Origin of the sequence: Streptomyces sp. NPDC032472 (assembly GCF_040636955.1) — a bacterium.
In the GTDB taxonomy this organism is placed as follows: Bacteria; Actinomycetota; Actinomycetes; order Streptomycetales; family Streptomycetaceae; genus Streptomyces.
Map to the genome: position 1 here is coordinate 147,168 of NZ_JBEZVK010000004.1, position 26,025 is coordinate 173,192.

Annotated in this window: 23 protein-coding genes, 2 pseudogenes and 1 CRISPR repeat array; of the genes and pseudogenes, 16 read left to right on the plus strand and 9 right to left on the minus strand. The window is 69.7% G+C overall.

The annotated features are described in order from the left end of the window. Nucleotides 1-765 precede the first annotated feature (765 nt). The 5 genes and pseudogenes from AB0F11_RS03925 to AB0F11_RS03945 all read left to right on the plus strand — a co-directional run. A pseudogene (locus tag AB0F11_RS03925) lies at nucleotides 766-1,911 on the plus strand (family 2 encapsulin nanocompartment cargo protein terpene cyclase); the annotation flags it as partial. Between the two features lie 15 nt (nucleotides 1,912-1,926). Continuing rightward, a complete protein-coding gene (locus AB0F11_RS03930) occupies nucleotides 1,927-2,796 on the plus strand; it encodes a geranyl diphosphate 2-C-methyltransferase (RefSeq protein ID WP_362168061.1) in 870 nt (289 codons plus the stop codon). A gap of 473 nt (nucleotides 2,797-3,269) precedes the next feature. Then, nucleotides 3,270-4,067: a maleylpyruvate isomerase family mycothiol-dependent enzyme gene (locus AB0F11_RS03935; RefSeq protein WP_362168063.1), complete on the plus strand. Its 798-nt coding sequence runs from the start codon at nucleotides 3,270-3,272 to the stop codon at nucleotides 4,065-4,067. A 446-nt stretch (nucleotides 4,068-4,513) separates the two neighbouring features. Next, a complete protein-coding gene (locus tag AB0F11_RS03940) occupies nucleotides 4,514-5,377 on the plus strand; it encodes a helix-turn-helix domain-containing protein (protein WP_362168065.1) in 864 nt (287 codons plus the stop codon). 96 nt (nucleotides 5,378-5,473) lie between these two features. Beyond that, nucleotides 5,474-5,780: pseudogene (locus tag AB0F11_RS03945) on the plus strand (Uma2 family endonuclease); the annotation flags it as partial. Here the strand turns inward: AB0F11_RS03945 and AB0F11_RS03950 are convergent. Next, complete coding sequence (locus tag AB0F11_RS03950) at nucleotides 5,759-6,952, minus strand: PLP-dependent aminotransferase family protein (RefSeq protein ID WP_362168067.1); 1,194 nt, start codon at nucleotides 6,950-6,952, stop codon at nucleotides 5,759-5,761. The pseudogene AB0F11_RS03945 and the gene AB0F11_RS03950 sit on opposite strands and share 22 nt — an antisense overlap. A gap of 129 nt (nucleotides 6,953-7,081) precedes the next feature. On the opposite strand from AB0F11_RS03950, the gene AB0F11_RS03955 reads away from it, so the two are divergent. Beyond that, nucleotides 7,082-7,921 carry a hypothetical protein gene (locus tag AB0F11_RS03955; RefSeq protein WP_362168069.1) on the plus strand — a complete coding sequence of 280 codons (840 nt, stop codon included), beginning with the start codon at nucleotides 7,082-7,084 and terminating at the stop codon, nucleotides 7,919-7,921. Nucleotides 7,922-8,018: 97 nt separating this feature from the next. Here AB0F11_RS03955 and AB0F11_RS03960 read toward each other — a convergent pair whose 3' ends face one another. From AB0F11_RS03960 to AB0F11_RS03970, 3 genes are all read right to left on the minus strand, one after another. Beyond that, nucleotides 8,019-8,231 carry a DUF397 domain-containing protein gene (locus AB0F11_RS03960; RefSeq protein WP_362168071.1) on the minus strand — a complete coding sequence of 71 codons (213 nt, stop codon included), beginning with the start codon at nucleotides 8,229-8,231 and terminating at the stop codon, nucleotides 8,019-8,021. A 214-nt stretch (nucleotides 8,232-8,445) separates the two neighbouring features. Then, nucleotides 8,446-9,330 carry a helix-turn-helix transcriptional regulator gene (locus tag AB0F11_RS03965; RefSeq protein ID WP_361904453.1) on the minus strand — a complete coding sequence of 295 codons (885 nt, stop codon included), beginning with the start codon at nucleotides 9,328-9,330 and terminating at the stop codon, nucleotides 8,446-8,448. Nucleotides 9,331-9,711: 381 nt separating this feature from the next. Beyond that, nucleotides 9,712-10,449 carry a GPP34 family phosphoprotein gene (locus tag AB0F11_RS03970; RefSeq protein WP_362168074.1) on the minus strand — a complete coding sequence of 246 codons (738 nt, stop codon included), beginning with the start codon at nucleotides 10,447-10,449 and terminating at the stop codon, nucleotides 9,712-9,714. A gap of 562 nt (nucleotides 10,450-11,011) precedes the next feature. On the opposite strand from AB0F11_RS03970, the gene AB0F11_RS03975 reads away from it, so the two are divergent. The 3 genes from AB0F11_RS03975 (at nucleotide 11,012) to AB0F11_RS03985 (ending at nucleotide 15,935) form a co-directional block, all read left to right on the plus strand. Continuing rightward, nucleotides 11,012-13,669: a hypothetical protein gene (locus tag AB0F11_RS03975; protein WP_362168076.1), complete on the plus strand. Its 2,658-nt coding sequence runs from the start codon at nucleotides 11,012-11,014 to the stop codon at nucleotides 13,667-13,669. A 129-nt stretch (nucleotides 13,670-13,798) separates the two neighbouring features. Further along, nucleotides 13,799-15,646, plus strand: coding sequence for an MFS transporter (locus AB0F11_RS03980; protein ID WP_362168079.1), 1,848 nt, complete (start codon nucleotides 13,799-13,801; stop codon nucleotides 15,644-15,646). Between the two features lie 100 nt (nucleotides 15,647-15,746). Then, entirely contained in the window at nucleotides 15,747-15,935 is a 189-nt protein-coding gene (locus AB0F11_RS03985; protein WP_362168081.1) for a hypothetical protein, read from the plus strand. 228 nt (nucleotides 15,936-16,163) lie between these two features. Further along, nucleotides 16,164-16,680: a CRISPR direct-repeat array (repeat unit 29 nt; unit sequence CTGCTCCCCGCACACGCGGGGATGACCCC). Nucleotides 16,681-17,034: 354 nt separating this feature from the next. Here the strand turns inward: AB0F11_RS03985 and AB0F11_RS03990 are convergent. Both AB0F11_RS03990 and AB0F11_RS03995 read right to left on the minus strand, forming a co-directional pair. After that, on the minus strand, nucleotides 17,035-17,232 hold the full coding sequence (locus AB0F11_RS03990; RefSeq protein ID WP_362168083.1) for a hypothetical protein: 198 nt from the start codon (nucleotides 17,230-17,232) through the stop codon (nucleotides 17,035-17,037). Between the two features lie 59 nt (nucleotides 17,233-17,291). Continuing rightward, nucleotides 17,292-18,047 carry a GntR family transcriptional regulator gene (locus AB0F11_RS03995; RefSeq protein ID WP_362168086.1) on the minus strand — a complete coding sequence of 252 codons (756 nt, stop codon included), beginning with the start codon at nucleotides 18,045-18,047 and terminating at the stop codon, nucleotides 17,292-17,294. Between the two features lie 79 nt (nucleotides 18,048-18,126). On the opposite strand from AB0F11_RS03995, the gene AB0F11_RS04000 reads away from it, so the two are divergent. The 5 genes from AB0F11_RS04000 to AB0F11_RS04020 all read left to right on the plus strand — a co-directional run bounded on the left by AB0F11_RS04000 (nucleotide 18,127) and on the right by AB0F11_RS04020 (nucleotide 22,305). Then, nucleotides 18,127-18,405: a hypothetical protein gene (locus AB0F11_RS04000; protein WP_362168089.1), complete on the plus strand. Its 279-nt coding sequence runs from the start codon at nucleotides 18,127-18,129 to the stop codon at nucleotides 18,403-18,405. Between the two features lie 325 nt (nucleotides 18,406-18,730). Further along, nucleotides 18,731-18,955 carry a hypothetical protein gene (locus AB0F11_RS04005; protein WP_362168091.1) on the plus strand — a complete coding sequence of 75 codons (225 nt, stop codon included), beginning with the start codon at nucleotides 18,731-18,733 and terminating at the stop codon, nucleotides 18,953-18,955. Further along, a complete protein-coding gene (locus tag AB0F11_RS04010; RefSeq protein ID WP_362168205.1) occupies nucleotides 18,952-19,686 on the plus strand; it encodes a GntR family transcriptional regulator in 735 nt (244 codons plus the stop codon). The genes AB0F11_RS04005 and AB0F11_RS04010 overlap by 4 nt, the downstream gene beginning before the upstream one ends. After that, nucleotides 19,683-20,015: a hypothetical protein gene (locus AB0F11_RS04015; RefSeq protein WP_362168094.1), complete on the plus strand. Its 333-nt coding sequence runs from the start codon at nucleotides 19,683-19,685 to the stop codon at nucleotides 20,013-20,015. The genes AB0F11_RS04010 and AB0F11_RS04015 overlap by 4 nt, the downstream gene beginning before the upstream one ends. 1,396 nt (nucleotides 20,016-21,411) lie before the next feature. Continuing rightward, complete coding sequence (locus AB0F11_RS04020; RefSeq protein ID WP_362168096.1) at nucleotides 21,412-22,305, plus strand: hypothetical protein; 894 nt, start codon at nucleotides 21,412-21,414, stop codon at nucleotides 22,303-22,305. A 179-nt stretch (nucleotides 22,306-22,484) separates the two neighbouring features. Here AB0F11_RS04020 and AB0F11_RS04025 read toward each other — a convergent pair whose 3' ends face one another. From AB0F11_RS04025 to AB0F11_RS04035, 3 genes are all read right to left on the minus strand, one after another. Next, nucleotides 22,485-23,603, minus strand: coding sequence for an endonuclease domain-containing protein (locus AB0F11_RS04025; protein WP_362168098.1), 1,119 nt, complete (start codon nucleotides 23,601-23,603; stop codon nucleotides 22,485-22,487). A gap of 189 nt (nucleotides 23,604-23,792) precedes the next feature. Further along, entirely contained in the window at nucleotides 23,793-24,269 is a 477-nt protein-coding gene (locus AB0F11_RS04030) for a hypothetical protein (RefSeq protein WP_362168101.1), read from the minus strand. A gap of 11 nt (nucleotides 24,270-24,280) precedes the next feature. Then, on the minus strand, nucleotides 24,281-24,751 hold the full coding sequence (locus AB0F11_RS04035) for an NUDIX domain-containing protein (RefSeq protein WP_362168103.1): 471 nt from the start codon (nucleotides 24,749-24,751) through the stop codon (nucleotides 24,281-24,283). Between the two features lie 18 nt (nucleotides 24,752-24,769). Between AB0F11_RS04035 and AB0F11_RS04040 the strand changes: the two genes are divergently transcribed. Next, complete coding sequence (locus tag AB0F11_RS04040; protein WP_362168106.1) at nucleotides 24,770-25,549, plus strand: GntR family transcriptional regulator; 780 nt, start codon at nucleotides 24,770-24,772, stop codon at nucleotides 25,547-25,549. A gap of 136 nt (nucleotides 25,550-25,685) precedes the next feature. After that, a complete protein-coding gene (locus tag AB0F11_RS04045) occupies nucleotides 25,686-26,024 on the plus strand; it encodes a hypothetical protein (RefSeq protein ID WP_362168108.1) in 339 nt (112 codons plus the stop codon). Nucleotide 26,025: the final 1 nt, after the last annotated feature.

Genomic DNA, 26,025 nt, shown 5'->3' on the forward strand with positions numbered 1-26,025 from the left:
CCCGAGACCTGCTGGGCCTGCGGCCCGGTGGGTCGGGGGGCACGACGGTTCCAGGGCCTGTGGCCCTGGCGCCTGACGGCTCCGCCGCCCGGCGGGTGCCTGAGGGGTCCGGCACCTGGCGGTCGGAGCCTGCGGGCACCGCGCCTGGCGGCCGGGGCCTGACGGTCCCGTGGCCCGGTCGACGGTATGGCCTCTTGGTCGCCGCCATGGCGGCTGCGGTAGCCCGGGATTCCCGGGTCGGACGAGCGTGCCCGGTATCCGGGTCAGCCCAACCACCTCATCAAGGAGTTACGGATGCCCGTTCCCGGGCCTTCCCCGCTGCAGACGAGCCTGCCCGGCGCTGCGGCTCGATTCGGGGCCCATGTCCTCGCCGCGGCCGCGGCGCAGCCCGCCGACGGTGTTGAAGCCGCCGTCGCGGGGCGGCCCGGTCTGCCGGGGCCGCCTTCGCCGGCGGCGCCGTCCTCCGGGTCCGGTCCGTTCGTACCCGCGTCGGCCGCGTCAGGCCTGCCCGGAGAAGGGGCCGTGCCCGCGGCTGGGCCGGAGCCGGCTCGCGTCGTCGCCGGGTACGCGGCCCAGCCGGGTGCCGGTGCCGGTGCTGTTGCCGAAGCCGTCGGCGGCGGCTTCGGCGGCGGCGTCGGCGGGCGGTCCGGTCTGCCGGGGCCGCCTTCGGTGGCGGCGCTGAGCTCCGGGTCCGGTGCTTCCGCCGGGGCCGCGGCCGCCTCGGTCGCGTCGGCTGCGGGGCCCCGGCCCGCCGCGCCGGAGCCGGGCGCCGCCCTCAAGCGGCTGCTCCGCGGCCCCAGTGGCCTCGGCACCGCCGGGCTGTCCCTGGCCCGGCGGGGTCCGGCCGCGGAGGGGACCGCGGTCCCGGCGCTGCCTGCCCCCGCGCCGGAGGCGGAGGCAGCGGCGGCGGAGTCCCGGTCGCCGGAACCCGTCGGCCGGCCGATCCCCGGCCTCTACTACCACCCCGTCCCCGAGCCCGACCCCGCCCGCGTGGCCGAGGTCAGCCGCCGGATCAAGGCCTGGGCGGTCGACGAGGTCGAGCTGTATCCCCCGGAGTGGGAGGACCAGTTCGACGGCTTCTCCGTGGCCCGCTACATGGTCGCCTGCCACCCCGACGCCCCCACCATCGAGCACCTGATGGCCGCCACCCGCCTCATGGTCGCCGAGAACGTCGTCGACGACTGCTACTGCGAGGACCACGGCGGCACCCCCGTAGGCCTCGGCGGCCGCCTCCTCATGGCGCACACCGCCCTCGACCCCGTCCACACCACCGCCGAGTACGCCCCCGGTTGGGCCCAGTCGCTGCACTCCGACGCCCCGCGCCGCGCCTACCGCTCCGCCATGGAGTACTTCACCCGGCTGGCCACCGCCTCCCAGGCGGACCGTTTCCGTCACGACATGGCCCGCCTGCACATGGGCTACCTCGCCGAGGCCGCCTGGGCCGAGACCGAGTACGTACCCGAGGTGTGGGAGTACCTGGCGATGCGCCAGTTCAACAACTTCCGCCCCTGCCCCACGCTCACCGACAGCATCGGCGGGTACGAGCTGCCGGCCGACCTGCACGCCCAGCCCGCCATGCAGCGGGTCATCGCGCTCGCCGGCAACGCCACCACCATCTCCAACGACCTGTACTCGTACACCAAGGAACTGGACGCCCGCGGCAAGCACCTGAACCTGCCCGTGGTGATCTCCGAACGCGAGGGCCTCTCGGATCGGGACGGCTACCTGAAGGCGGTCGAGGTCCACAACGAGCTCATGCACGAGTTCGAGGCCGCGTCCGCCGAACTCGCCGCCGCCTGCCCCGCCCCCAACGTGCTGCGCTTCCTGCGCGGCGTGGCCGTCTGGGTCGACGGCAACCACTACTGGCACAGCACGAACACCTACCGCTACAGCCTGCCCGACTTTTGGTAAGGATGGGATTTATCCGTGACCAGCACCGTCAGCACCACCACCTTCATCCCCGCTCCCGCCACGCCCTACCAGGGGGACATCGCCCGCTACTGGAACGCCGAGGCCAGGCCGGTGAACCTGCGCCTCGGTGACGTGGACGGCCTCTACCACCACCACTACGGCATCGGGGACGTCGACCACGCCGCGCTCGGGGACACCCGGGACAGCCAGTACGAGAAGAAGCTGATCGCCGAGCTGCACCGGCTGGAGTCGGCCCAGACGGACGTGCTCCTGGACCACCTCGGCTCCATCGGCCGCGACGACACGCTGGTCGACGCCGGCTGCGGCCGCGGCGGGTCGATGGTCATGGCGCACCAGCGGTTCGGCTGCAAGGTGGAGGGCGTCACGCTGTCCTCCAAGCAGGCCGACTTCGCCAACGGCCGCGCCCGCGAACTCGGCATCGAGGAGTCGGTGGCCGCCCGCGTCTGCAACATGCTGGACATGCCGTTCGAGACGGGCTCGGTGTCGGGGTCGTGGAACAACGAGTCCAGCATGTACGTCGACCTGCATGACCTGATGTCGGAGCACAGCCGCATCCTGAAGGTGGGTGGGCGGTACGTGACCATTACCGGGTGCTGGAACCCGCGCTACGGCCAGCCGTCGAAGTGGGTCTCGCAGATCAACGCCCACTTCGAGTGCAACATCCACTCCCGGAGGGAGTACCTGCGCGCCATGGCCGACAACCGCCTCGTGCCGCAGGCCGTGATCGACCTGACGCCGGCGACGCTGCCGTACTGGGAGCTGCGGGCCACGTCTTCGCTGGTCACCGGGATCGAGGAGGCGTTCATCAACTCGTACCGGGATGGGTCGTTCCAGTACGTGTTGATTGCGGCTGACCGGGTCTGACGTCTGACGTCTGATGGATCTGATGGTCTGAGCTGCTGTACGAGGTTGAGGGCCCGGCCCGCGGTGAGCTGTGGGTGGGGCCCTCGCTGTGCTTGGGGCGGGGTTGCGCTCGGACAGGATCAGAGAGGAGCCCGGGGGCTGCCCGCCAGTCCCATCGTCCTTCCGGGCCGGCCGCCGGCCTCAAGGGCGCTCCTGCGTCGCGTCGCTACGCGATGGCCTGCGGCCACCCTTGACCCCGACGACCGCCCCGGAACGACGAGGACTGTCGGGCGGCCCCCGGGGGAGGGGGAAGGGACGGCCCTGGGGGACCTACGGACGCCTCGGCCCTGGTGGTCGGGTGGCCGGCGGCTTCGGGCGCATCAGATCGCTACGCGCTCCTGCCGTCTCAGCGGCCGCCGGGCCGCCGCTGGCCAACCGGCGGCGACTGTGAAAATCGCTGTCCCGCCACCGGGGCACGGTGATACACATCCGGCGTGGAAAAGAATCTTGAGTTCTCCGACCTGCTGCGACTGATCGATGAACGGTCGACCGCCTTCCGCGCCGCGGTCGCCGCCGCGCCCAGTCTCGATGCACAGGTGCCGACCTGCCCCGAGTGGACGCTGTTCGATCTGGTGAAGCACCTGGGTGGGGGAGACCGTTTCTGGGCCGCCATCATCGGCGCGGGGCCTGCCGACGGTCCCCCGGCCGAGGCCGTCGCTGCGCGCGCCGCTCTGGAAGTGCCTCGGGAGCGTGAGGCGCTGCTGGCCTGGCTGGCCGCGTCGACGCAGCTCCTGCTGAGCGCCCTGCGCGAGGCAGGACCGGACGCCGGCTGCTGGGCGTGGTGGAGTGCCCTGCAGACGCCGCGGACCTCCGGCGGAGTCGCCCGGCACCGGGCCCAGGAGACCGCGGTGCACACGTACGACGCCCAGCTCGCCGGGGGCGCCCCGCAGCCGCTGCCGGTCGAGGTGGCACTGGATGGTGTGGAGGAGTTCCTGTTCACCTGCGTCGCGACGCCCAGCGCCTGGCCGCACAAGCCCACCACCTTCGACTTCCACACCGCTGAGGGCCTCTCCTGGCGCCTCACGGTCGACGGCGACGGCGCACGCTCCATCCGCATCCCCGCGCCCACTGCCGCGACCGGCGAGGACTTGGACGCAGCCGGCGTCTCCATCCATGGCACGGCCAGTGAGTTGATCCTCTACTTGTACGACCGGATTCCGGCCCGCTCCTTGCACGTTGACGGAGACGCAGGGCTGCTCGACCTGCTCCGCGCCTGGGAGCCGGAGGAGTAGGACGTAGCGGGGCCGCGCTCCTGGGCTACGGACACATGGCTGTTCGGACCGGGTCTTGAGAAGGTGTGCGGCGGTGGCGTGGGGGCCGGATCGCCCTGCGGTCAAAAGACCAAAGAACTGGGGGAAAGAACCAAACCAAACCCCTCCAGCCTCCCCGTTCGCCCGCAATCGCTCGGTTGGGTGAACTTGGCCAAGTGGGGTGGATTTCGGGGTGGTTGGCAGGCATATGCTCGCCGCGACAACCGCAGACATGAGACGGCCCCCGGCGGGACTGCAATCCCGGCCGGGGGCCTGATCCACGAGGAAGTAGCCCCTTCCCGATGGTCTTCCAGAAGATTAGCGCGGGCATGCCCGCAGCGCTCCGCACTCCGCGCGGAACCGCCCGATCCGGTGGCCTTTCCGGCGTGCGTCACTCGAATGTCCCCCTCACGGGCAACTTCGTTGTCGTGAGCAACCTGCTCGTCCAGCACCGTGAGCTGTCGCTGCTGGCGATCGGGGCCGCTGCGCATATCCAGTCGCTTCCCGAGGGTGCTCCGGTGAGCATCCGGGCCCTGGCCGAGCGGTTTCCCGAGACCGAGCACCGCATCGGGCGGGCGCTGCGGGAGCTGGAGGCGGCGGGCTTCCTGCGGCGCACACGGCTGCGGACGGTCGAGGGCAAGGTCGTTACCCGTACCGTCTCGTACAACTTGCCGCTGGTGGACGTGCCGCCGGAGACGGAGACGGATTCCGAGCCGGAGCCGGAGCCTGATCCCGACCCGGAGGCCGAGCCCGAGCTCGAACCGGAACCCGAGCCCGGGCCGGAGGCGGGGCCGCCGGGTGGGGACGTGCCTCCCGAGTCGGCCGCGCCGGTCCCCGTCCCTGACGGGTGGGGTGATCTCGGCGGCGGCTTGCAGGAGCGGGTGCGGCCGGTGGCGGCGGGCCGCACGCCCGTCCAGCGGGAGGCGGCGGCGCTGTTGGCCGGGCTGCGGGTTCGGGAGCCGCGGTTGCTGCTGTCCGAGCGGGACGTCGAGCGGCTCGTGCCTGGCGTTGTGGAGTGGCTGGAGCGGGGGGCCGCACGCGAGGCGGTGCGGCGGGCCCTCACTGCGGACGTGCCGTCCGACCTGCGGAACCCGGCCGGCCTGATCGCCTACCGGCTGCGCGCCTCGATCCCGGCGCTGCTGCCTGCTCTTGAGTGGGGGCCGATTGGTTCGCTGCCCCCGGACAGGCCCCGGGTCCCGTTCCAGACCTGCGACGGATGCGAACGCGCCTTCCGCTCCCCGACACCGGGCCGCTGCCGCGACTGCCGGGGCGACGGCCGGGCGGCTGCCTAGCACGAAGGTGATGACTCGGGCCCGCGGGCAACGACGAGGAGCCACCATGACCAGCGCCCCGGACGGCAGCGCCTCCTACCGCACCATGCGGTCGAGGACATGCAGGGGGAGGGGTCCTTCGACCCCCGCACCGTGATCGCGGCGGTCGAAGTCGTCTCCCGTTCCAACCCGGACAACGACTGGGTCGGCAAGGTCCGGGACTACCCGCTCATCGGCATCCCGGTCTACGCGGTCTTCGACCCGCGCAGTGGTACGGGGGGGGGTGATGACCGACATCCACCAGACCGCGGACGGGCCGCGCTACGCGACCCGTAAGGACTTCGTCTACGGCGAGGACGTGACCATCGCCGAGTGGACCATCTCCACCGAAGGCCTGCCCCGCTATGCAGAGACGCCCGAATAGGCAGCGGCTGCCGTGGCGAGGCGGGTGAGGCCCGTGGTGATCTCCTCCGGGGTGTGTGTCGTGAAGGACAGGCGGAGGGTGCGGGGGTCCGGGGTGCCCGTGTGGAAGGGGGCGCCGGGGACGAAGGCCACGTCGTGGGTGATGGACGTCTTGAGGAGCGCCGTGGCGTCGTGGCCCTCCGGGAGGCGGGCCCAGATGAACATGCCGCCCTCGGGGTGGTTCCAGGTGGAGGTGGGTGGGAGGGCGGTCTCCAGGCCCGCCAGGAGGGCGTTGCGGCGGGTGCGGTAGGCCGTGCGGACGCGGGATATGTGGGCGTCCAGGTCGGCCGTGGTGAGGTAGTGGGCTGCGGCCAGTTGGTCCACCGTGGAGGTGTGGAGGTCGGCTGCTTGCTTGGCCACTGCTGCGGCGCGGCGCAGGGCTGCGGGGGCGCGGAGCCAGCCCAGGCGGAGGCCCGGGGCCAGGATCTTCGAGAAACTGCCCAGGAGGGCCGTGCGGTCCTCCGCGCCCGGGTGCGCGGCCAGCCAGGGGATGTCCCGGCCCTCGAAGCGGAGGTCGCCGTACGGGTCGTCCTCCACCAGCCAGAGGCCCAGGCGGGCGGCGATACGGGCCACCTCGGCGCGGCGGGCGGCGGTGAGGGTGCGGCCGGTGGGGTTCTGGAAGGTGGGGATGGTGTAGAGGAGTTTGGCGTGCTCCCGTTCCACCAGCTCTTGGAGGGCGTCCGGGAGGAGGCCCTCGTCGTCGCAGGGGACGGGCACGACCCGGGCCCCCGCCATGCCGAAGGTCTGGAGGGCCGCCAGGTAGGTGGGGTTCTCGACCAGGACCGTATCGCCCGGGTCGACGAGCGCGGAGGTGACCAGGGCCAGGGCCTGCTGGGAGCCTGTGGTGATCAGCAGGTCGTCCGGCGTGGTCGGCAGGCCGCGGGCCGTTGCTCGGGCTGCGACCGCCTCGCGGAGCTCCGGGGCGCCCTCGGTGGTCGAGTACTGCAGGGCCCGGCCGGGGGAGGAGGTGAAGGCGGCTTCGTAGGCCGCCCGGAGGCCCTCGGTGTCGAAGAGCTCGGGCGCGGGCAGGCCGCCGGCGAAGGAGATGACCCCGGGGCGGGCGGTGAGCGCCAGGATCTCGCGGATCGGGGAGCCGCCGACGGCGGTGGCACGGGCGGCGAGGGGCGGCAGCATGGCGACTCCTTCGTGGGTGGCGTGGGGGCAGGCTAGACCGGGGTGGGTGTAGGTGGCATCTATGTATCGAGGGGTGGGATGTCGTTCTGGGTATCGCTATCTGAGGGGGCGTCGGCTAGATAGCCGTGCATGACGACAGAAGACACGCGCGTCGAGGACTATGCGGTGCTGGCGGCCGTCGGGCCGTACGGGGTGCGGCCCGGCCATGCGCTGATCACCATGGTCGAGCCGCACCCGGGCCACGAGTACGCGTACAACCGCTGGTACGAGGACGACCACTACTACGCCGGGGCCATGGCCATGCCGTGGATGTACGCGGGCCGCCGGTGGGTGGCCACCAGGGAGCTGCAGGAGCTGCGCTACCCGGAGAAGTCGGCGGTGGCCCAGCCGGTCACCGCCGGGTGCTACATCTCGACGTACTGGGTCACCGCGGGCCGCTACGACGAGCACATGAAGTGGACCGTCGGCATCAACAAGCGGCTCAACCGCGACGCCCGCGTGTATCGCGAGCGGACCCATGTCTTCACCGCGTTCCAGGACCACGCGGCGACCGTGTACCGGGACGGGGCCGCCGGGCCGCGGGACTTCCATGCCCTGGACCACCCGTACGAGGGGCTCGTGGTGGAGGTCGTCGATGCCGAGGGGCCCGAGCAGCGGGCGGAGTTGCTGGAGTGGCTGTGCGGCCGGGCCTTGCCGGTGCGGCTCGCGGGTTCGCCGGCGGCGATGGTGGTGGCGTTCCGGCCGACGCCGCTGCCCGGCGACCGGATGACGTACGTGAAGCAGGTCGAGGGGGTCGACAACCGGCTGACGCTGCTGTGGTTCCTGGAGGCGGACCCGCGCAGCTGCTGGTACCGGTTCCGGGGGCTGGATGCCGAGGTGGCCGGGGCCGGGCTGGGGCGGGTGGAGCTGGTGGCGCCGTTCATCCCGACCGTGCCGGGGACCGACCGGTACGTGGATCAGCTGAGGTAGCTGCGGCGCCGGGCATGACAGAGCCCCCTCGGCCAGGACGGCGGACCAGTCGAGAGGGCTGCGGTCAATGCTGCGGACAGGGCGTTCCTCGCGGCCTTCAGACGAGGTGCCCCAGCCCGCCCTCGGTGACGCCGGTGACGAAGGAGGTCCAGGAGTCCGGCGCGAAGGTGAGGGACGGGCCGTCCTGCACCTTCGAGTCGCGGACCGCAATGGCCTCCACGACGGGGGACTTGACCTCGACGCAGGCGCCGTTTCCGCCGGAGTAGGAGGACTTGGTCCAGTTTTCCGTCGCGCCCTGACGAATAGCCATGTTTTTCTCCGGTTCTGCGAGTGGGGCCAGAAGGGGGTGGTGCGCCGGCCATTCGTTTCTTCCGGCCGACGTGATCGACGCTACCGGCAGCATCCGATGGCTGAAGAGGTCATTCACCCGACCGGGTGGCATATTCCATTCAGGACTTCTGTGGCTGGGGTTTGACGGTGTACCGTACCGGCCCCCCTCGCCACCTGGCCCGTTTCCTCCCTGTTTACTTGTCCTTGCCTGAATACTGGTCGATGATCTCGGCGATGAACTGCCGCGTCTGTTCCACATTGAGGGCCTGGGCGCGCAGGTGCTCGTACATCACGCTGTACTTCTGAACGTCATTGGCCTTCTCGAGGTACAAATCGCTCGTGACGCCTTCGATGTAGACCACCGTCGAGTCGGAGGCGTCCGGGAATTCCAGGATCGCGTACTGGCCGTTCACCCCCGGATGGGCGCCCATCGAGAACGGCATCACCTGCACCGTGATGTACGGCTGCTCCGACTGCTCTATCAAGTACTCGAGCTGGCGGACCATGACCTGTGCGTCGCCCACGTGCCGGCGCAGCACGGCCTCGTCGATGACCGCCCAGAGGCGGAGGGGGCCGACGTCCGGGTTGTTGTTGTCGGTTTCGGAGAGGCGTTTCTGCCGGTGCATGCGCACCTGTACGCGCTTCTCCACGTCCGCCGGCGCCGTCTCGGGCAGCGCGCCGCGGATGAGGGCCTGGGCGTACTCCGGGGTCTGGAGCAGGCCCGGGACCATCTGGGGTTCGTACGTGCGCAGGCTGGCCGCATCGGTCTCCAGGCCGATGTAGACGCTGTACGGGATGTCCCCGAAGGCGTGCCACCAGCCCTGCTGGCGGGAGTCCTTGGCCATCTGCATCAGGGACTCGACGAGCCGACGGTCCTCGACCTCGTACACGTCGCACAGGTCGCGGACGTCGCGCTGGCTGATGGACCGGCGGCCGTTCTCCAGCCTGCTGATCTTCGACTGGGACACGAGCAGGCGCTCGGCGACCTGTTCGGCCGTCATGCCCTTGTCCTCGCGGAGCTTGCGCAACTCCATGCCCAGTCGGCGGCGTCGGACGGTGGGATTGACATTGGACGCCACGTGAACGGCACCTCCGCCTTCTTCTGGATCTGTCTCTCTGCGTGTCTGATGCTGAGCAGATTGCCACCGAAGGGCGGGGCGGCGCCGGAGAACGGCCCGGAAATGCGGGCGCGCGGGGTGGCGAGACCGGCGGACCGGACTCGCCACCCCGCGCGCTGGCGGCTCCCGAACCGGGTCGGAAACGACTCCGGTTGCGGCGATGGCGTTTCGGTGGAGCTGTGGATCTGCGCGTGGTTCTCGGTGGTGCCGCGGTGCGTTTGTGCATGGTGCGGTGTGGTGCCGGGCGGTGCGTGGTGGTGCCGAGTGGTGCTGGTGCGGCTGGTGGTGCCTGGTGGTGCGGGTGTGGCGCCTGTGCGGCGCCGGGCGCTCGTGCCTCCCGGCTCAGTGCGCGGCGGCGCGCGCCATCGCTCCCGTGCGGCGTGCCTGCATCGGAACCCCGTTCGCCGTGGCACGCGCGGCGGGCGGTGTTGCTGCACGCTCCCGGCGCGGCTGTGCGGCCACGCCGTTCTGGACGTCCATCACGGCATGCGCCACGAGGCCGCCCATCGGGTCGTGCCGGATCAGGTCCCGCAGCCGGGACCTGGACGACCGCCCCTCGTTGCCCGGGTACAGGTGCTTGCCGAGGCCGACCGCATGGGCCAGCGCGGCGAGCGCCGCGGTCCGCGGGTCCGGCGGGACGCCGGTGCGGATCGCGCTGTCGAGCCGGGCGCGGATCTCACGGCTGATCGCCGTGTCCGTCGCCTGGTAGCGCGTCGTCGGCAGCACTCCGCACATCTGACCCGCGACGGCATGGACCATGCCGCAGCGCTCCAGGTGGGCGAGGTACACCTGGCGGAGCCCCAGCCGGGGTCCGCCGATCCAGTGGACGGCCCGTACCGGGCTGCCGCGCCTGCGCAGCAGTTCCAGTGCGGAGTCCAGAGTCGGATCTCCTGTCGGCCGTGGCATCACCACGGCGATACGATCCCCGTCAGGGGCTATCCGTCCTGCCAGAGCCAGCTCCACTAGCTGTGCCCCGGCCAGGCCGAGGTCGAGCGACTGCGGCTGCGCCGTGGTACCCGTGGCCGGGTCCAAAGCGAGCAGCAGAAGCTCCTCCGGAATTGTTCTGCGGCTCCTGCCCATCCATGCCTCCCCGCGTGGATGAGTGACAGGGTGACGCCTCTCACATTCATCTGTCGAGAGTGCCTGTTCGCTTTGTGGGGGAACCGGCAACTATGTCGTTCTCGTCTAGCGCGAGGGCGATGCTCCCGAGACGGGACACTGTTAGACATTCGGACAGCCGGACGTGGTGGAGATCGAGGAGGAACCGGTGGCGGGCGAGTCCCCCGACAAGTCGGTTGATGAAGAAGTGCCGGGGGCGGCGAAGTCCGCTGCGGAGCGCGACCCGCGGTTGTCGGTTTTCCGGCCGCGGGATCCCGAGTCCGTGGATCGCTCGGATGACAAGTCGGATGACAGGGGTGACTCGGGTGACCCGGGTGACTCGGGTGGGGAGGCTGGCCGTGATGCGGTGAAGCCGACCTCGTCGTCGGCGTCGTCGGCGTCGTCGGCGCGCACCGCCACCGCGGATGCGGATGCGGACTCGGATGGGGACGCGGGTGTGGACGCGGGGGATGACGCCGAGTCCGGCTCCGGCGGTTCCGCCGGTTCTGCCGCGGACCCGAAGGCTTCCCCGTCCTCCGGTCGAGTGGACTCCGAACCGGGTTCGGCGCCCGCCCGGGCGGCCGTCTTCCGCGAGCCGAAGTTCGACTCCGACCCGGAGGACGACAAGGCCGCAGTGGGCTCCGACCCCGCCGACAGCGAGCGCACCGCCGTCTTCCGGGCGCCGAAGTTCGACTCCGCTTCTGCTTCCGCTTCGGCCGCCGCCAAGTCGACCGCGGACCCCGAGCGCACCGCCGTCTTCCGCGCCCCGCGCATCGACGCCCCTTCCGCCGTGTCCCGGGACACCAAGCCGGCCGAGGCCGACTCCGACGACAGCGGCCGCCCCGCGGCGGGCGAGGACAAGCCGTCCGCTTCCGCTTCGGCGGACAAGGCCGCCGAGCGGTCGGCCGACGTCGACTCCGCCGACAGCGGCCGCGGCTCGCTCTTCCAGCCGAAGCAGACCTCGGCTTCCGCTTCTGCCGCCGAGCCGTCGGGTGACGTCGAGTCCGCCGGCAGTGAGCGCGGGTCCCTGTTCCAGCCGAAGAAGGCGTCGGCTTCCGCTTCCGCTCCGGCCAAGCCGGCCGGCGACGGCGACGCGGCCGACAGCGAGCGCACCGCGGTCTTCCGTGCCGTGAAGCCGGGCGCCACGGGGACGGACAAGCCGTCCGCTTCCGCTTCGGGCCCGGGCGGTGCTACCGGGCGGTCCGGCGGCGACGTCAAGTCGGCCGACAGCGGCCGCGCTGCGGACCCCCGGTCCGCCGCGGGCACGGACAAGGCCGCGGGGGGTGCCGCGGGCAGCGGCTCGGCTTCCGTTTTCCAGCCGAAGAAGCCGTCGGGCCCGGCCAAGCCGGCCGCCGACGGTGACGCGGACGACAGCGAGCGCACCGCCGTCTTCCGCGCCCCGAAGCCGGGCGCCGTGAAGCCGGCCGCCGGGCGGTCCGGCGGCGACGTCGAGTCGGCCGACAGCGGCCGCGCTGCGGACCCCCGGTCCGCCGCGGGCACGGACAAGGCCGCGGGGGGTGCCGCGGGCAGCGGCTCGGCTTCCGTCTTCCAGCCGAAGAAGCCGTCGGGCCCGGCCAAGCCGGCCGCCGACGGCGACGCGGACGACAGCGAGCGCACCGCCGTCTTCCGCGCCCCGAAGCCGGGGGCCGCCGCAGGCGCGGACAAGGCTGCCGCAGGGCCGGCCGGTGACGGCAAGGGCGGGAAGGCGGCGGGTGGGGACAAGCCCGTCGCGTCCCGGCCCGTGCCGCCGAAGTCGGTCGGCGGCGAGAAGGCCAGCACCTTCGTGCCGCTGCGTGCGGACGGCGGGCCCGCGAAGCCCGCCGCCGGAGCCGCGCGCCCGGCGACGGCGACGGCGCCGAAGCCGGCCCCCTCGGCCGGGCTGGACCCGTCCGAGCGGACCACGCAGCAGCCGCTGCCGCCCAAGCCGCCGCTCGACATGCTGGCGGACCTCACGAACAACCCGCCCCCGCCGCCGACCCCGATGCGGACCGTCGTCCGCCGGTTCAAGATCTACGCCCCGCTCGTCGTCCTACTGCTGATCATCCTGGCCGTCGTGCAGCTGGTGCGCCCGCTGCCCGAGCCGACGCTGAAGATGACCGCGAAGAGCACGTACACCTTCGACGGCGCCGCCCCGACCCTGCCCTGGCCCAAGGAGGGCCAGGCGTACATGGCGGCGTCCGGCCTCGGGACCGTCGGCACCTTCGGCGAGCAGAAGCCGATCGCGATCGGCAGCGTCGCCAAGACGATGACGGCGTACGTGATTCTGAAGAACCACCCCATGAAGAAGGGTGAGAAGGGTCCGATGATCGACATCGACAAGGCGGCGGTCGATGACGGCAAGAAGGACTCCGAGGGCGAGTCGACGGTCAACACGCTGAAGGAGGGCGACAAGATCACCGAGTACGACGCCCTCGCCGCGATCATGATCCCGTCGGCGAACAACGTCGCGCGGCTGCTCGCCCGCTGGGACACCGGCGGCGACCAGGAAGCGTTCGTCAAGAAGATGAACGACACCGCCAAGGAACTCGGCATGACCAACACCACGTACACCGACCCCTCGGGTCTGGACGCGACGACGGTCAGCACCGCCGAGGACCAGGTCAAGCTGGGCCTGAAGGTCGTGGAGATGCCCGAGCTGATCGCGATCACCAAGCTGGTGAGCTGGGTCGACCCCTACGGCAGGTCCTGGCCGAACTGGAACCACCTCATCCCCGGCAACGGCGCCCTCGGCATCAAGACCGGCTCCACCACCAAGGCCGGCGGCAACCTGCTCTTCGCCGCGGAGAAGAAGGTCGGCAAGACCAACCAGCTGATCGTCGGCGCGGTCCTCGGCCAGCACGGCACCCCGATCCTCGACACCGCCATCGCGGCCAGCAAGGCGCTGATGCTGGCCACGCAGAAGTCGCTGGTCAACGCGACCGTCGTGAAGAAGGGCGACACCGTCGGGTACGTGGACGACGGCCTCGGCGGCCACACCCCGGTCGTCGCCACGGCCGACGTGGAGGCGGTCGGCTGGCCGTCGCTCAGCGTCGCACTCAAGCTCGGCAACGGCGAGGCCAAGCTCCCGCAGACCGCCAAGGCGGGCACCGAGGTCGGCGTGCTGACCGTCGGCGAGGGGGCCAGCCAGGTGAAGGTGCCGGTGGCGCTGAAGAGCGACCTCGCCGCGCCGGGCCTCGGCGCCAAACTGACCCGTGTCGGCTGACGGCCGCCACCGGTGACCGTGACCGCGTGATACCGGCGCCCCGGGCAACCCCGGGGCGCCGGAGCGCGTCTAGGACCCGGAACGGGGACGCAGGTGTTCGAACCGGGTGGGGGAGTAGGGCAGTGAGCAGTGACCACCGCTGAACAGCAGCACAGCCGGGGGCCCGCCGCGGCCGCCGCCGGCGGGTCCGCCGCGCCCGGGGGAGCCGCCGCGAGCGGCTCCGCGCCCGGGGTCCTGGGGTGGGCCGAGCGGCATCCGGTGGCCGTCGCGACCGCCGTCGCCGCGGTGCTGCACGTCGTCTGGTTCTTCACCTTCGCCAACAGCGGCGGCGACCTGGCCGCGCAGGACGCCTGGGCCGAGTTCGTCGGCCGGCATCCGGACTCGGCGTACAACCTCGCCTGGTACGGAGGCATGCACCCCGTCTCGTACAGCGTGGTCTCGCCGTACGTGATGTACATGATCGGCGTCCGGACGACCATGATGGCCGCCGGCACCGTCTCCGCGGGGCTGCTCGCCCTGATCCTGACCCGCTGCCGCGGCGCCGTCCGCCGGCCGCTGTGGCCCGCCCTCGCCGGGGTGTACGGGCTCTTCTGCAACGCGATGTCCGGGCGGGTCACCTTCGGGCTCGGCGCGATGTTCGCCCTCGGCGCGGTCGCCGCCGTCTTCTGCTGGCCCCGCAAGTGGGCCGTCCGCCGCTGGGCCAAGGCCGCGGTGGCGGCCCCGCTCGCCGGGCTCGCCACCGCCGCCAGCCCGGTCGCCGGGCTGTTCCTCGGGGTGGTCGCGGCCGCGCTGTTCCTGAGCCGGCGGCGGCCGGGGGCGTACGCGCTGGGGCTGGCACCGGTGGCGGTGGTCGGGCTGTCGGCCTGGCTGTTCCCGTTCTCCGGGACGCAGCCGATGAAGCTGGGCTCGGCGTGGCTGCCGTTCGTGTTCGGGCTGGCCATCGCCCTGCTCGTGCCGAAGCGGTGGAAGACGGTCCGGATCGCCGCGGCCGTCTACGTCCTCGGTGTGTTCCTGACCTGGGCCATCGACTCCCAGGTCGGCTCGAACGTCACCCGGATGGTCATGCTGTTCGGCGGCGCGGTCCTGCTGGCGGCGGTGCCGTACGCCGCGCCGGGCTCGCGGCGCCGCCGCGCGGTGATCGCCGCGTTCGCCGGGCTGACCGTGTGGATCACCACCAACAGCATCACGGACATCGTCCGCACCACCCCGGTGGCAGCCTGGAACCGGGAGCTGGCCCCCCTGGTGGACCAGCTGCGCAAGGCGGGCGCCGAGCGCGGCCGCGTCGAGGTGGTCCCCGCCAGCAGCCACCGCGAGTCCTCGGCCTTCCCCGCGTACGTGAACCTCGCCCGCGGCTGGAACCGCCAGGCCGACCTGGAGCGCAACCCGCTCTTCTACGACGACACCCTCGACGCCGAGAGCTACCGGGCCTGGCTGGAGCGCTGGGCCGTGCACTACGTGGTGCTGCCCGCCGACAAACCCGACTCGGGGGGTGAGGCCGAGGCGAAGCTGGTGCGCGCGGGGCTGCCGTACCTGCAGCCGGTGTGGGGGGACGAGAACTGGCAGCTGTTCAAGGTCGACCGGCCCACGGACCTGGTGGCGGGGCCGGCCACCGTGGTCCGCGCCGGTGCGGACCAGCTGGTCATCGACGTGCAGGCGGCCGGGCGGGTGCTGGTGCGGATCCCGCACTCGCCGTGGCTGGGGCTGGTGGACACCGCGGGCAGGGCGGTGCCGCCGCCGCAGGAGACCTTCGCCTCGCGGGCCCGCGGTGGCGGCGGGGGCGCGGGCGCGGGTGCGCGCCCGAGGGAGTACGCCAACACGGCCGGGTGCCTGTTCAAGGCGGCCCCCGACGCCGCCGGGGACGTGTGGACGGAGCTGCTGGCCCCGGCGCCGGGGCAGTACCGAGTCGCGGCGAAGTACCAGCTGCCCCGGGGAACACCCTGCCCGGAGGACCTGGTCCACGCGGCGCCGCGACCGTGACGGATGGGTGCGCCGCCCGGCGCCCGGGTGCGCCCCTTCCCATATCTGCATAGGATCCCAAATAGTCCGATTGGGTGCTTCCCGAGGAGTTGACGACGGGATGAGCAAAGAGCAGAAGGTTGATCTCCGCACGCCCGAGCCGGGGCACGCCCCGCAGCCGAAGGGGCACGGCTTCGACGGCCCGGTGCGGAGCAAGGTCAAGGGCGGGCTGCACACCAAGGCGGCCCTCAAGCGGGCCGGTGCGCCGGTGGGCGACCGCATCGGCGAGCGCACCAAGGGCCTGAGCTGACCCCCGTCGACCACAACCGCAGCCCTTCCGCCCCCGCCGGCCGGAAGGGCTCCCGCACACCCCCACGGGCCGGGGCCCTCCACGGGCCCCGCCCGCCCAAAGCCGACGCCGGCCAGTTGTGGCCGTTCGCGCACGTGGGGCGTTTTGTCGCGGCTGCGCCTCTTGTCGGATTCGCTGAAAGCGAAGCAGAAGGCTCGGCGGCCCGGGTAGAGTCCCAGGCCAGAAAGCCTGCTCCCCGCACACGCGGGGATGACCCCTCACCACCGTGTGTGGATTCCAGCTCACTACACTGCTCCCCGCACACGCGGGGATGACCCCCAGGCCGTCGCCGCCGCGTTCAGGGCGGCGTTCTGCTCCCCGCACACGCGGGGATGACCCCCGCCGGCGGGTGCGGGCCTTGTGCCATCGGTCCTGCTCCCCGCACACGCGGGGATGACCCCCGGGCGGCGATCTCGGGGTAGTCGCTCACGACCTGCTCCCCGCACACGCGGGGATGACCCCCTCCGCGACGCCCGGTTGAGGGTGGTCGATGCTGCTCCCCGCACACGCGGGGATGACCCCTCCTGGCGCACCTCTACGTGCAACCCTCCAGCCTGCTCCCCGCACACGCGGGGATGAACCCGTACGGGACGGGAAGTCCGTCTGCGCGCTCTTCCTGCTCCCCGCACACGCGGGGATGACCCCCGGATTCGAGACGGCCAGCGCCGATTCGAAGACTGCTCCCCGCATCCGCGGGGGTGACCTGCCGTCTCGAGTCAGGGGCTGGGGGGCTAATCCGCGGCTCCTTGCGTACGGCATGGCGGCCGGGGGTAGCGGTCGCAGTGCCCGGCGGTGGGCGCGTGGCCGGGGCAGGCGTTGGTGCTGCCGCCCTGCATGCCAAAACGGCCCGGAGCGTGAGTGCTCCGGGCCGTCTCTTCTGGTGCCCCCGGCAGGATTCGAACCTGCGACACCCGCTTTAGGAGTTCGATCCACACCCTGTGGGCGGTCCCGGACGGGCGCCCAACCGGGCTACCAGTAACCGCCTGCTGCTGCGCCTGTCCGTGCCCGTTGATGTCAGCGCTGGATGTCAGCGGAACGGCCCCGGCACCGGATCCCTGCCTTACGGCCGGGCATAGGCGGACGGCTCGGCTCCCGGCGGGGGCTTCCTGCTGAGCGTCACGTAGACGGGAAACTCCTCGGAGCCCACCCGCAGGTTCTGCCACTGATCGACATCGTGGATGGCGTATCGGTGCAGGTACTGGAGGAAGAGCTCCAACTCCTCGTCCGACAGCGGCTCGTCGTGCCTCTCGTTACGCATGGCCAGGAGCGTAGGCCACCGGCTGAACGCTCCTCCGAGGGGCTATCTCCCACGCCGGGCTAGCGGCTGATCGGGACCTCGTAGACGATCTCGCACAGCGCGACGGGGATGACGATGTCCGCCGTCTCCACGGGCTGACCCTGATCGCTGTAGTAGGTCCGTCGGATATGGGTCACCAGGGCCGCCTTCTGGATCCCCAGGAGCGACGCCTCCTCGGCCGTCGCCTGCCGCGGCTCCGGCTGTTCGACGGCGTGGCTGACCGTGATGCCGATCTCGGCCATCCGGTTCACGACGCCCGCCCCGGCGTGGGGTCCACCCTCAGGCAGCACAACGAGGGTGCCGGCGGTGAGCTGGTACGGCTCCCAACTCGTCGACAACTGCACCGGCCGACCGTCGGCCAGGAATTCATAGACCGTGCGGACACACAGATCGCCCTCGACGATCCCAAGGCGTGCTGCGATCTCGGCCGACGCGGGGACCTTGGCCTCGGTGCGGCTCTCCCAGTTGCCCTGTTTGCCCAGGACCTGCATATCGGCACGGAACGGAGATCCGCCGCGTTGCTCCCGGGCCGAGGAACGGACCACACGCACGCGCTGCCGGGGCTCCGCGACGTACGTACCCGAACCTGCACGGCCCTCCAGCACGCCCTGGGAGATCAACAACTCCTGCGCACGCCGGACCACATTCTCCCCGACACCGCACTCCTCGGCGATCTGGGCACGCGAGGGGAGCCGATCACCGGGGGTCCACTCGTGCTCCGCGATCCGCTGCCGCAGTACGTCGGCGATGCGGAGATAAGGCGGCTGCTCAGGCATGTGGAAAATCTAGTCCACTAGCTCTAATCTAGTTAACTAGCTTCACTCAACGTGATCAATTGGCGACGGAGGCCCTCCTGTGCCCGCTTCGGAAGCAAGGGCCGAGGACATCGCCGCCCAGCTGTCCGCCCTCGGACTGACCACACGTGTGGAGCGGCACGCCACGTACACGTCGATCGAAGCGGAGGTGCCGGAAGTACTGCCCGCCGATTCGTGGCGGGAGGTCCTGGAAGTGGTGGCGGAGGCCGATCGATTCGGGCTCCTCGCCAGCAGCTTGACCGGCCGCACCCTCTGGGCCGCCGTACGCAAAGCGGTCCCCGCGACGGGCGATGTCCGGGGACCTGGCCATCAGCGATAGGAGCTGATCAGCGTGTTCAACCGTATGGTCCCCACGACCGCCCGCACCAGTGGGCGCCCCCTACCGAAGCGCGGACCACGCCGCCGTTCGGCCTTCACCTGGCCCGGCCGGGAGGGGGTCCTCTGATGCCTCCCCACCAGCAGCCCCGCGCGACCTACGCGGGGGCAGGCCCCTTCCGGTCCGTCTCGTGCTCGATCGGCACACATCGAGAGTGCGCGCAGTCGTCCCCCGCCACGGGACCGGTCGATGTTCCCGTGATCTACGAGGCATGCGACTGCTCGTGCCACACGGCGGCTGATCCGTACAAGCCGCGGCAGGTGGCCCGGTGAGGGGATGGGCACCGAGTGGTGCGCTCGCCATCAACGTCGAGATCACCTCGATCAGCGTGCAACGCGGGGACGTCATCCAGTTAGGCGGACAGCCATGCCGTGTGGCTGACCTCATCCAACTGCCTGCCGGAGCCAAACGACTCGTCTTCGAGTCGGGTGAGCTGCTCACTATGCAGGCCCGGACCCGGCTCGTCGCCCTCCGGATGATGAGGAAGTGGTGATCCAGCCCGTGCCTTCCCGACGCCAAGCCATCGCCGACGACCTCCGCAAGGAGATCTCAGCGGGCCGCTTGAAGGCCGGCGAACGCCTCCCCTCTGAGGCGCAACTCGCCGCCCACTACAAGGTCAGCACCCCGACGCTCCGAAATGCCCTCGCCCTCCTCCAGAGCGAAGGGCTGGTCGAGAAGATCCACGGCAGCGGCAACTTCGTCCGCCACCACCTCCCCAGAGTCACGTACCTCGGCGGAGGCGCCACACCGGGCGTAATCAACGAGGCCCACCAAGTCAGCGTGCACACCACACACCTCCGAGCGCAGGGCTACCTGGCTGCCCTACTCAAGGTGTCGCCACACAGCCCGTTGACCGAGTTCCTCTGTGTCACCTACGAGGACAAGTCGCCCCACAGCTTGGCCCGCATCTACGTCCCCCGAGACCCGGTGCCGGCCGACACACTTGGCGGGTCTTCCTTACCCGAAGGGATAGTGGCGCAGCAGGCGACCCTTCGCCCTCTGCTGGCCGAAGTCCAAGAGAAGGTCAGCGCCCGCCTCCCAACGCCGGACGAAGCGAAGGTGCTTCGCATCAGCTCGACCCTGGCTGTTCTCTCGATCACCCGCGTGGCGACGGACATCGCGGGACGCGTGGTCGAGGCGACGCTCCTGGCCCTCCCCAGCGACCGCGCTGACGCCGTCTTCACCACCCACCACACGAGCGAAGCAAGGAGCACGAAGGGATGACAACCTACAGCGAGCTGCGGCTCCTCCCCTGGACGGGCCCCGACGGCAAGCCCTGCTTCCTGAGCACCGACGACAACGGCGGCTACCTGTCCCGCTTGGCCGACAACACCGAAGCGGCACAGCTCGGCCTGGCGGTCGAGCTCCTGGACCACGCGCTCGAAGTACTGGCTGACAACGAAGCAGGCACGGAGGAACTCCACCAGCTGGCAACGGATCTGATCGGAGCCCTCAAAGACGCGGTCCGCGTAGCAACCAGCCGCGGCCACCGCCTACCGATACCAACGCAGGCCCCTCACGCCCGACACGACGACGCATCTCCAGTGGCTTAACGGCAACACCGCAGACCAACGGCAGCGAAGCCCCAAACAGAACGTGGGGCTTCGCTGCTTGGAGGCGCCGTCTACCCGCACACGGCTCCGGAGGGCCCGTGCGTCTCACGCGTTTCAGCAGGTCAGGGGTCTCGGGGTAGCGTCGGCTGCCCGGTCAGTCCACGAATAGGCCGCAGCTTGCAGGGGTACCTTGCATGGGCTGCCTCGGCGCACAGCCCGCTAGCGGAGGAACGAGTACACCAGCACGACCACCACTAGGACACCCAGCCAGAGTGGGACGCCGGTCGTCGTGAACCGCCCTCGGTTGTCCCTGGGCTGCGGCCGTCGTCGCTTGGCCATTCCCGACCCCCTACGATCGCGATACTTCCTGACGCCCAGAGTGGGGCTGATGACCGCATGCAGATAGGGCGAGAACCAGCCGCAACTGCCCGAGCACTAGTTTGGAAGACGCGCACGCGCCTACCCCCTGACCAGCCAACTCCCTGACCTGCAGCTCCCCGACCGCTCTGCCGCCGTTTCCCGCCACTCCCCGCGCAACGCCCCCCAACCGGGCACGCGAAGGACACGCCGCCCGACCGCCGGCACAGTCACCCGCCGAACAGCTGCGGAGTTGGGCAGAGCTCCATGGGCTTGTCCGGCCGATCCGCCCAGTGCCACCGCACCAGCTTCCTCGGGCACCGCCAAAGCGCCCCACAAGTCCGCAGACCGTCGTCCTCCCGCAGGAACAGGGCAAAGCCCCGACTCGTCATCGACTGCCCGCACTGGGGGCACGCAGGGGGACCACCAGACATGCTGAGCACTCTATCCCGGCTCCACCTTGCGGCAGGCTGGTAGAAGCGTGTGCACACGGCGGAGGCCGCGCTTGCCTGGAGCATCGGTGCAGGTCGCCCACGGCTTGGCACACCATCATGAGCTACCTGTCCGCAAATAGGCCGGGTCTGGTCGCAGGCTCGGCTCAGACTGAGCAACGAGACTCCCGCGTGAGCCAGTGGCCGCACCCATCCCACTCCGGCACATAGGTATGATCGTGCGATTCGTGCGGCCCAAGTAGGGGGGTTCACGCTATGGGTGGACATGCGCTTGATCCGTCTTCTCACACCAAGAAGGACCTCCGCGACGTCCTGAAGGAGCTAGTGGCGGCAGGTTGGACGCTCACCGCCGGCGGCCACTGGGGGGTGCTCCACTGTCCCTGCGAGGAAACGTGCCTCACGATCCCGGTCCCGGGGACCCCCAAGAACCCCAGTAACGCTGCGCGACGGATCAAGCAGGCAGCCGGTCGGTGTCCGTTGCCTCCCGGGGACCCGCGGCGCACCATCCGTCCTGTTGTCAATTGACAAGTGGGTGTCGGGGCCTGAGACTGGCAGCCTGGGGGCCGAGTGTGGAGGGAGCGACGGCGATGGAATTCGAGTTTAACTTTATCGTCGACGGCATCTCGGTAGACGATGAGCTTGCGCTACACGCGCTGTATGAGAATTTTGATGCACTTCTTTTCGCGCAGTCGGAAAGGGAAGTGCTAGTCATTACGGGCGAGGGTGACAACCCTGTGGTTGCCGCCCACTCTGTGATTAATGGCCTGAAGAGCGCATTGCCTCAGGTTTCTATTCTGAGGCTTGATGCCGATCTCGTTGGCGTTTCTGACATTGCCACGCGGGTAAATCGTACTCGCCAGAACGTGGCGCAATGGGTTGCTGGAATCCGTGGAGACGGCGACCCTTTCCCGCCGTCAGAGGGGGTCGTGGGGCGATCTCAGGTTTGGCGCTGGGCAGAGGTTAATGAGTGGCTGGAGAGGCAAGGGCTCGGGGATGGAGTTCGCCGCCCCAACCGTGACGAAGCACTCATGATCGACCTGATCATCTCCCAGACTCTGAAAGCCTCCAAGGATGGACGTCCCTCCTTGGAGGTAGTGGCAGAGCAGGACGAACGTGCCGCTGATCGCATGGCGGTCATGCACCTTATCGGCGAGGCGGTCAAAGACCCCACGTTCCTCGATGGGATTAAGGGCCTGCCCAGGCGTGACTCGCATCGAATCAAGGTCGTTTGCGCAGTACTTCTGGACCCGTTGACCAAGATAGTGGATTTGCTTGGGGTCGATGAATTCTCAGGTGCTTTGGCTGTGGCCACGGCGCCTGGTGAGCTTCACATCACTCCGATTTCTGCGGCTCCCTTCCCTGGGGTGATTCCGGTTGAGGAGCTTGGGCTGGGGCGCGATGCGACAGTAGGAGATCTGATCATGCTTCAGCGCGCCGGCAAGCTTGCTGAAGGAGCACCCCTGTCGCTCAGCTTCGCGTAACTGGTAGTTGGTGCATACTCGAACCGTGTTAGTCCCAGACCCACGCCATCAGCCTGCTAATGGTCGCATGGGTGAAGCTGCGCCCTGCTGAGCTGCGGTTGAGTAGCCGGCCGTCATCAGCGTCGGCCGCACCGAGCGCCCTCCGAGGGTCCGTTGCCGGCCTGGGAGGGCGCTTGCTGTTAGGGAGTATCAGAGGATTGAACGTTCCTGACACTGGCAACGGGTATAGGGGTGCGGCGGAGGTAATTAGAGAGGGCTAGTGCCCGCTCGGCCGAGTCGCCAAGCATTCCCGCAGCTTTGTTGCATGAGCTGCAGAGCAATCCTCGGATGCACCGTCCGCAGGATCCGACCGGCTGGTTGCAACAGGAGTGATCGTGATCCACGTGAAAGGACCGACCAAGAGAGTCGCTTGTTTGCGCTCCGCACACAGCGCACTTGAAATCCTGGCAACTCAGTATTCTGTTGTAATCGGCTCGAGTTATGTTATGTCGGCGGAGGGTATGGCACATACGGCAGTACGCGGATCGTAGCTCTCGATTCCCGTTGCGAGTCGGGAATTCGTCAACATGTAGCCACAGGGAGCATGAAGAGCAGTATCTTTCGCCGGATTCGTTCGTCTTGCGTTTACTGCTGCGGTACTCTCCGATTGGCCTGTCAGTAGATCCGTGCTTCCGTAGTTGGTTGTAGTGAGATGAACAATATCCGGCCACGTCGGCAACGCGCACACAGCAGTTTGCGCGGCATATGTCTCCGTCCTGAACCGCGCCAGCGGCAACTCTCTTGCGGCGATCGTCGCGCACTGCCGCCGCATAATGCGTTGAACAGAATCCCCTTGATGCGTGAGGCTTGGTGCAACCTGTAACGCTGCAAATGGGTTCGTATGAACGGCGGAGTGGCTTGAGTTCACGGCCCTTCGTGAGCTGCTGGTAATGCCCGCTGCAGTACCCTCTGCTCAGTATTCTCTTTTCGCACCCTTCGAAGGCGCATATCCGGTCGCCCGTCACAGGCCCCCCCACTCTTCGTTCACAGTTAGCGGATTCAGCTGCCGTAGCTACAGCGAGTCCTGCTGTCATCCCGTCTGCCATCGACCCACACGTACGTGGAGCGGGCGCGGGTCCTGGCGTCCAGGTGGAGCGCCCTGCTGGACGTACGACCTGGACGCCAGGACCCGTGTCTGCTCGGCTTGCCTGGGTCGATGGCAGACGGGATGACAGCTCCCCACCCGTACCACGAACCGACCGGCAGCCGCACGACTGGCCCCGGTCATCCCGGAGTCTGAGCGCCCCCGCCGGAGGCATCTGTCCTGACCGTCAGCCGACCGATCAGTCCGGGTTCATCCCATCAAGCCCTTGCCACAGTGGCGCGCGGCCGGCGGTCCGGGCTGGAGCGGGGCGGAGACAGGAGCGCAGGCCCGGGGCGACGGGCGCGCGACGCCGCGCCGTGCGCGGCGGAAGCGCCCTTGATGAAGTAGGGAAAGTCTTACCGCGCTAGTTGCCCGTGGATGCCAGGGCGATGCGGTTGGCATCGATGCGGGCCGCCAGGTCGCCCAGTAGGCAGGTGATCCGAGCCTCAGGGAGTGGTCTGAAGTCCGATACCTCACGACCCTCGGGAATGTAGTTGAAGGGGTTGACTCCCCATCCGGGGATGGCGCTCCAGCCGGCTTGAATCTCGGCGGCATGTCCGTCCGCAGAAGACACTCGTAGCCATGCCGTGCATTGGTCTGAGAAGTCGTACGGCAGGTAGACGGTGCCACCCACACCACGGAGCCCATCGACCTGAGTGCTCCACTGCTCCAGCAAGCGCGCGAGCGCGCCACCCAAGTCATCTGTGTCAGTCGGGTAGAGGTCAATCGTTAGGTACGACGAATCGCATATGTGCTCAAACGAGTCGATGGTCAACTTGAGGTCATCGTAGGAGAACGTCTCAGGTAGGCGATCGAAGCTCAGGGCAACGTCACCCGACACAGCGGATTCCTTCACCTTGTGCTCGCGGCGAGCTGTCGGCCGTCGTGGCTGCGGACGTGGGGGCCCGCGTTGTCCAAGGCGTCCAAGAGGCGGATCGCGTAGACCTCGGACATCTGGGCTGAGATCTCCTCCGGGGTGAGCCAGGCGACCGCGGTCGATTCCTCCGACGTGCGCTCGGTCCCGCCGGTCGGCTTGCAGCGGAAGACCAGGGCGACGATGCCTCGGGTGGTGTTCTTGTAGACCCCGGTGAGCTCGGCGACGTCGACCTCGATGCCCGTTTCCTCCAGGACCTCGCGGCGGACGCCGGCCTCCGGGGGCTCGGTGAGTTCGAGGACTCCGCCCGGGAGCTCCCAAGTTCCGTTGTCCGCTCGGCGGATCGCCAGGAGTCGGCCGTCCTCGCGGATCACTGCCCCGGCTACGGACACGGAGTGCAGTGGCGTTGACTTGGCCTGCGGGGAACCCGTACTCATGTACAGGAGCATAGGAGGAAGAGAAGGACTATGGGAACCGCAGCGGGAGGTGGCCGCGCCGTACCGAGGTACGTGCAGATCGCCGATGACATCGTGCAGCAGATCCGGGCCGGGGTGCTGGGCGCCGGCGACATGGTGCCGAGTGAGTCCGAGCTCGTGGACCGCTACGGCGTCTCCGGCGGGACGATCCGGAAGGCCATGGTGGAGGTTCGGGCCAGTGGGCTCGTGGAGACTCGGCACGGCAAGGGGTCGATGGTGAAGGCCCGGCCGCCCGTGCGGCACCGGTCCTCGGACCGCTTCCGGCGTACGCATCGGCAGGAGGGTAGGGCGGCGTACCTCGCCGAGTCGGCTCAGTCCGGGGCAGAGGCCAAGGTGAGCGTGCTGTTCATCGGGCCCATGGAAGCTCCGGAGGAGGTCGCGGAGCGGCTCGGTGTCACCGCGGGGACTCAGGTACTGGCCCGGCGGCGGCTGTACTTCCGGAACGGGACACCCGTGGAGACGGCTACTTCGTACCTGCCGTGGGACGTGGTGAAGGACATCCCCGAGCTGTTCGCCGAGAACCCCGGTCCCGGTGGCATCTATGCGCGGCTGGAGGACCACGGCCACGTCTTCGCCGAGTTCGTGGAGACGCTCCAGGCCCGGCCGGCGGCCAAGGCTGAGGCGTCCGAGCTGTCGCTGAGTCCCGGCGCGCCGGTGGTTCACCTCCTTCGTGACGCCGTCACCGAGGAAGGTCGTGTGGTCGAGGTCTGCGACACCCTCATGGCCGCTGACCAGTTCGTTTTCGAGTACAGGATCCCCGCGCGCGACTGACGCCCGCTCAACTCCCCGCAGCCCGCTACGAGTTTCTCTTCGTAGCGGGTTGACTCATGTATAGGAGTCGGGCACTCTTCTTCATGTCACTCATATACATGAGTGGCGGAGTCCGACCTCTATAGAGGAGTGATCTGTGCGTCAGATTCCCGTCGACACGAGCGGCGCGACCGTCATGGTTGCCCTGCCCCCGCAGCTCAAGATGCGCGACAAGAAGACCGGTCAGGTCGCGCAGGACAACGAGACCGGAAGCAACCTCATGACTGTTGACGTGCTGTTCGTGATGAACGGCAACGCCGAGGTCATCTCCGTGACCGTGGCGGAGCCCGACGTCTCCGGCGAACTGGCCATGGGCACCCCCGTCGCGCTCACCGGCCTGGTGGCCCGCCCCTGGGAGAACGAGTTCAACGGCCAGAAGCGCCACGGCATCAGCTTCCGCGCCGTCGCCGTCACCTCGCTGGCCAAGGCGGGCTGAG

What these genes read in the sequence shown, in the direction of transcription:
- AB0F11_RS03960 (WP_362168071.1), bottom strand. Translation starts at nt 8,231, where the DNA reads ATGGCTATTCGTCAGGGCGCGACGGAAAACTGGACCAAGTCCTCCTAC.
- AB0F11_RS04015 (WP_362168094.1), top strand. Translation starts at nt 19,683, where the DNA reads ATGACAACCTACAGCGAGCTGCGGCTCCTCCCCTGGACGGGCCCCGAC.
- AB0F11_RS03970 (WP_362168074.1), bottom strand. Translation starts at nt 10,449, where the DNA reads ATGGGCAGGAGCCGCAGAACAATTCCGGAGGAGCTTCTGCTGCTCGCT.
- AB0F11_RS03990 (WP_362168083.1), bottom strand. Translation starts at nt 17,232, where the DNA reads ATGCGTAACGAGAGGCACGACGAGCCGCTGTCGGACGAGGAGTTGGAG.
- AB0F11_RS03955 (WP_362168069.1), top strand. Translation starts at nt 7,082, where the DNA reads ATGACGACAGAAGACACGCGCGTCGAGGACTATGCGGTGCTGGCGGCC.
- AB0F11_RS04040 (WP_362168106.1), top strand. Translation starts at nt 24,770, where the DNA reads ATGGGAACCGCAGCGGGAGGTGGCCGCGCCGTACCGAGGTACGTGCAG.
- AB0F11_RS03995 (WP_362168086.1), bottom strand. Translation starts at nt 18,047, where the DNA reads ATGCCTGAGCAGCCGCCTTATCTCCGCATCGCCGACGTACTGCGGCAG.
- AB0F11_RS04020 (WP_362168096.1), top strand. Translation starts at nt 21,412, where the DNA reads ATGGAATTCGAGTTTAACTTTATCGTCGACGGCATCTCGGTAGACGAT.
- AB0F11_RS04025 (WP_362168098.1), bottom strand. Translation starts at nt 23,603, where the DNA reads ATGCCTCCGGCGGGGGCGCTCAGACTCCGGGATGACCGGGGCCAGTCG.
- AB0F11_RS03950 (WP_362168067.1), bottom strand. Translation starts at nt 6,952, where the DNA reads ATGCTGCCGCCCCTCGCCGCCCGTGCCACCGCCGTCGGCGGCTCCCCG.
- AB0F11_RS04035 (WP_362168103.1), bottom strand. Translation starts at nt 24,751, where the DNA reads ATGCTCCTGTACATGAGTACGGGTTCCCCGCAGGCCAAGTCAACGCCA.
- AB0F11_RS03985 (WP_362168081.1), top strand. Translation starts at nt 15,747, where the DNA reads ATGAGCAAAGAGCAGAAGGTTGATCTCCGCACGCCCGAGCCGGGGCAC.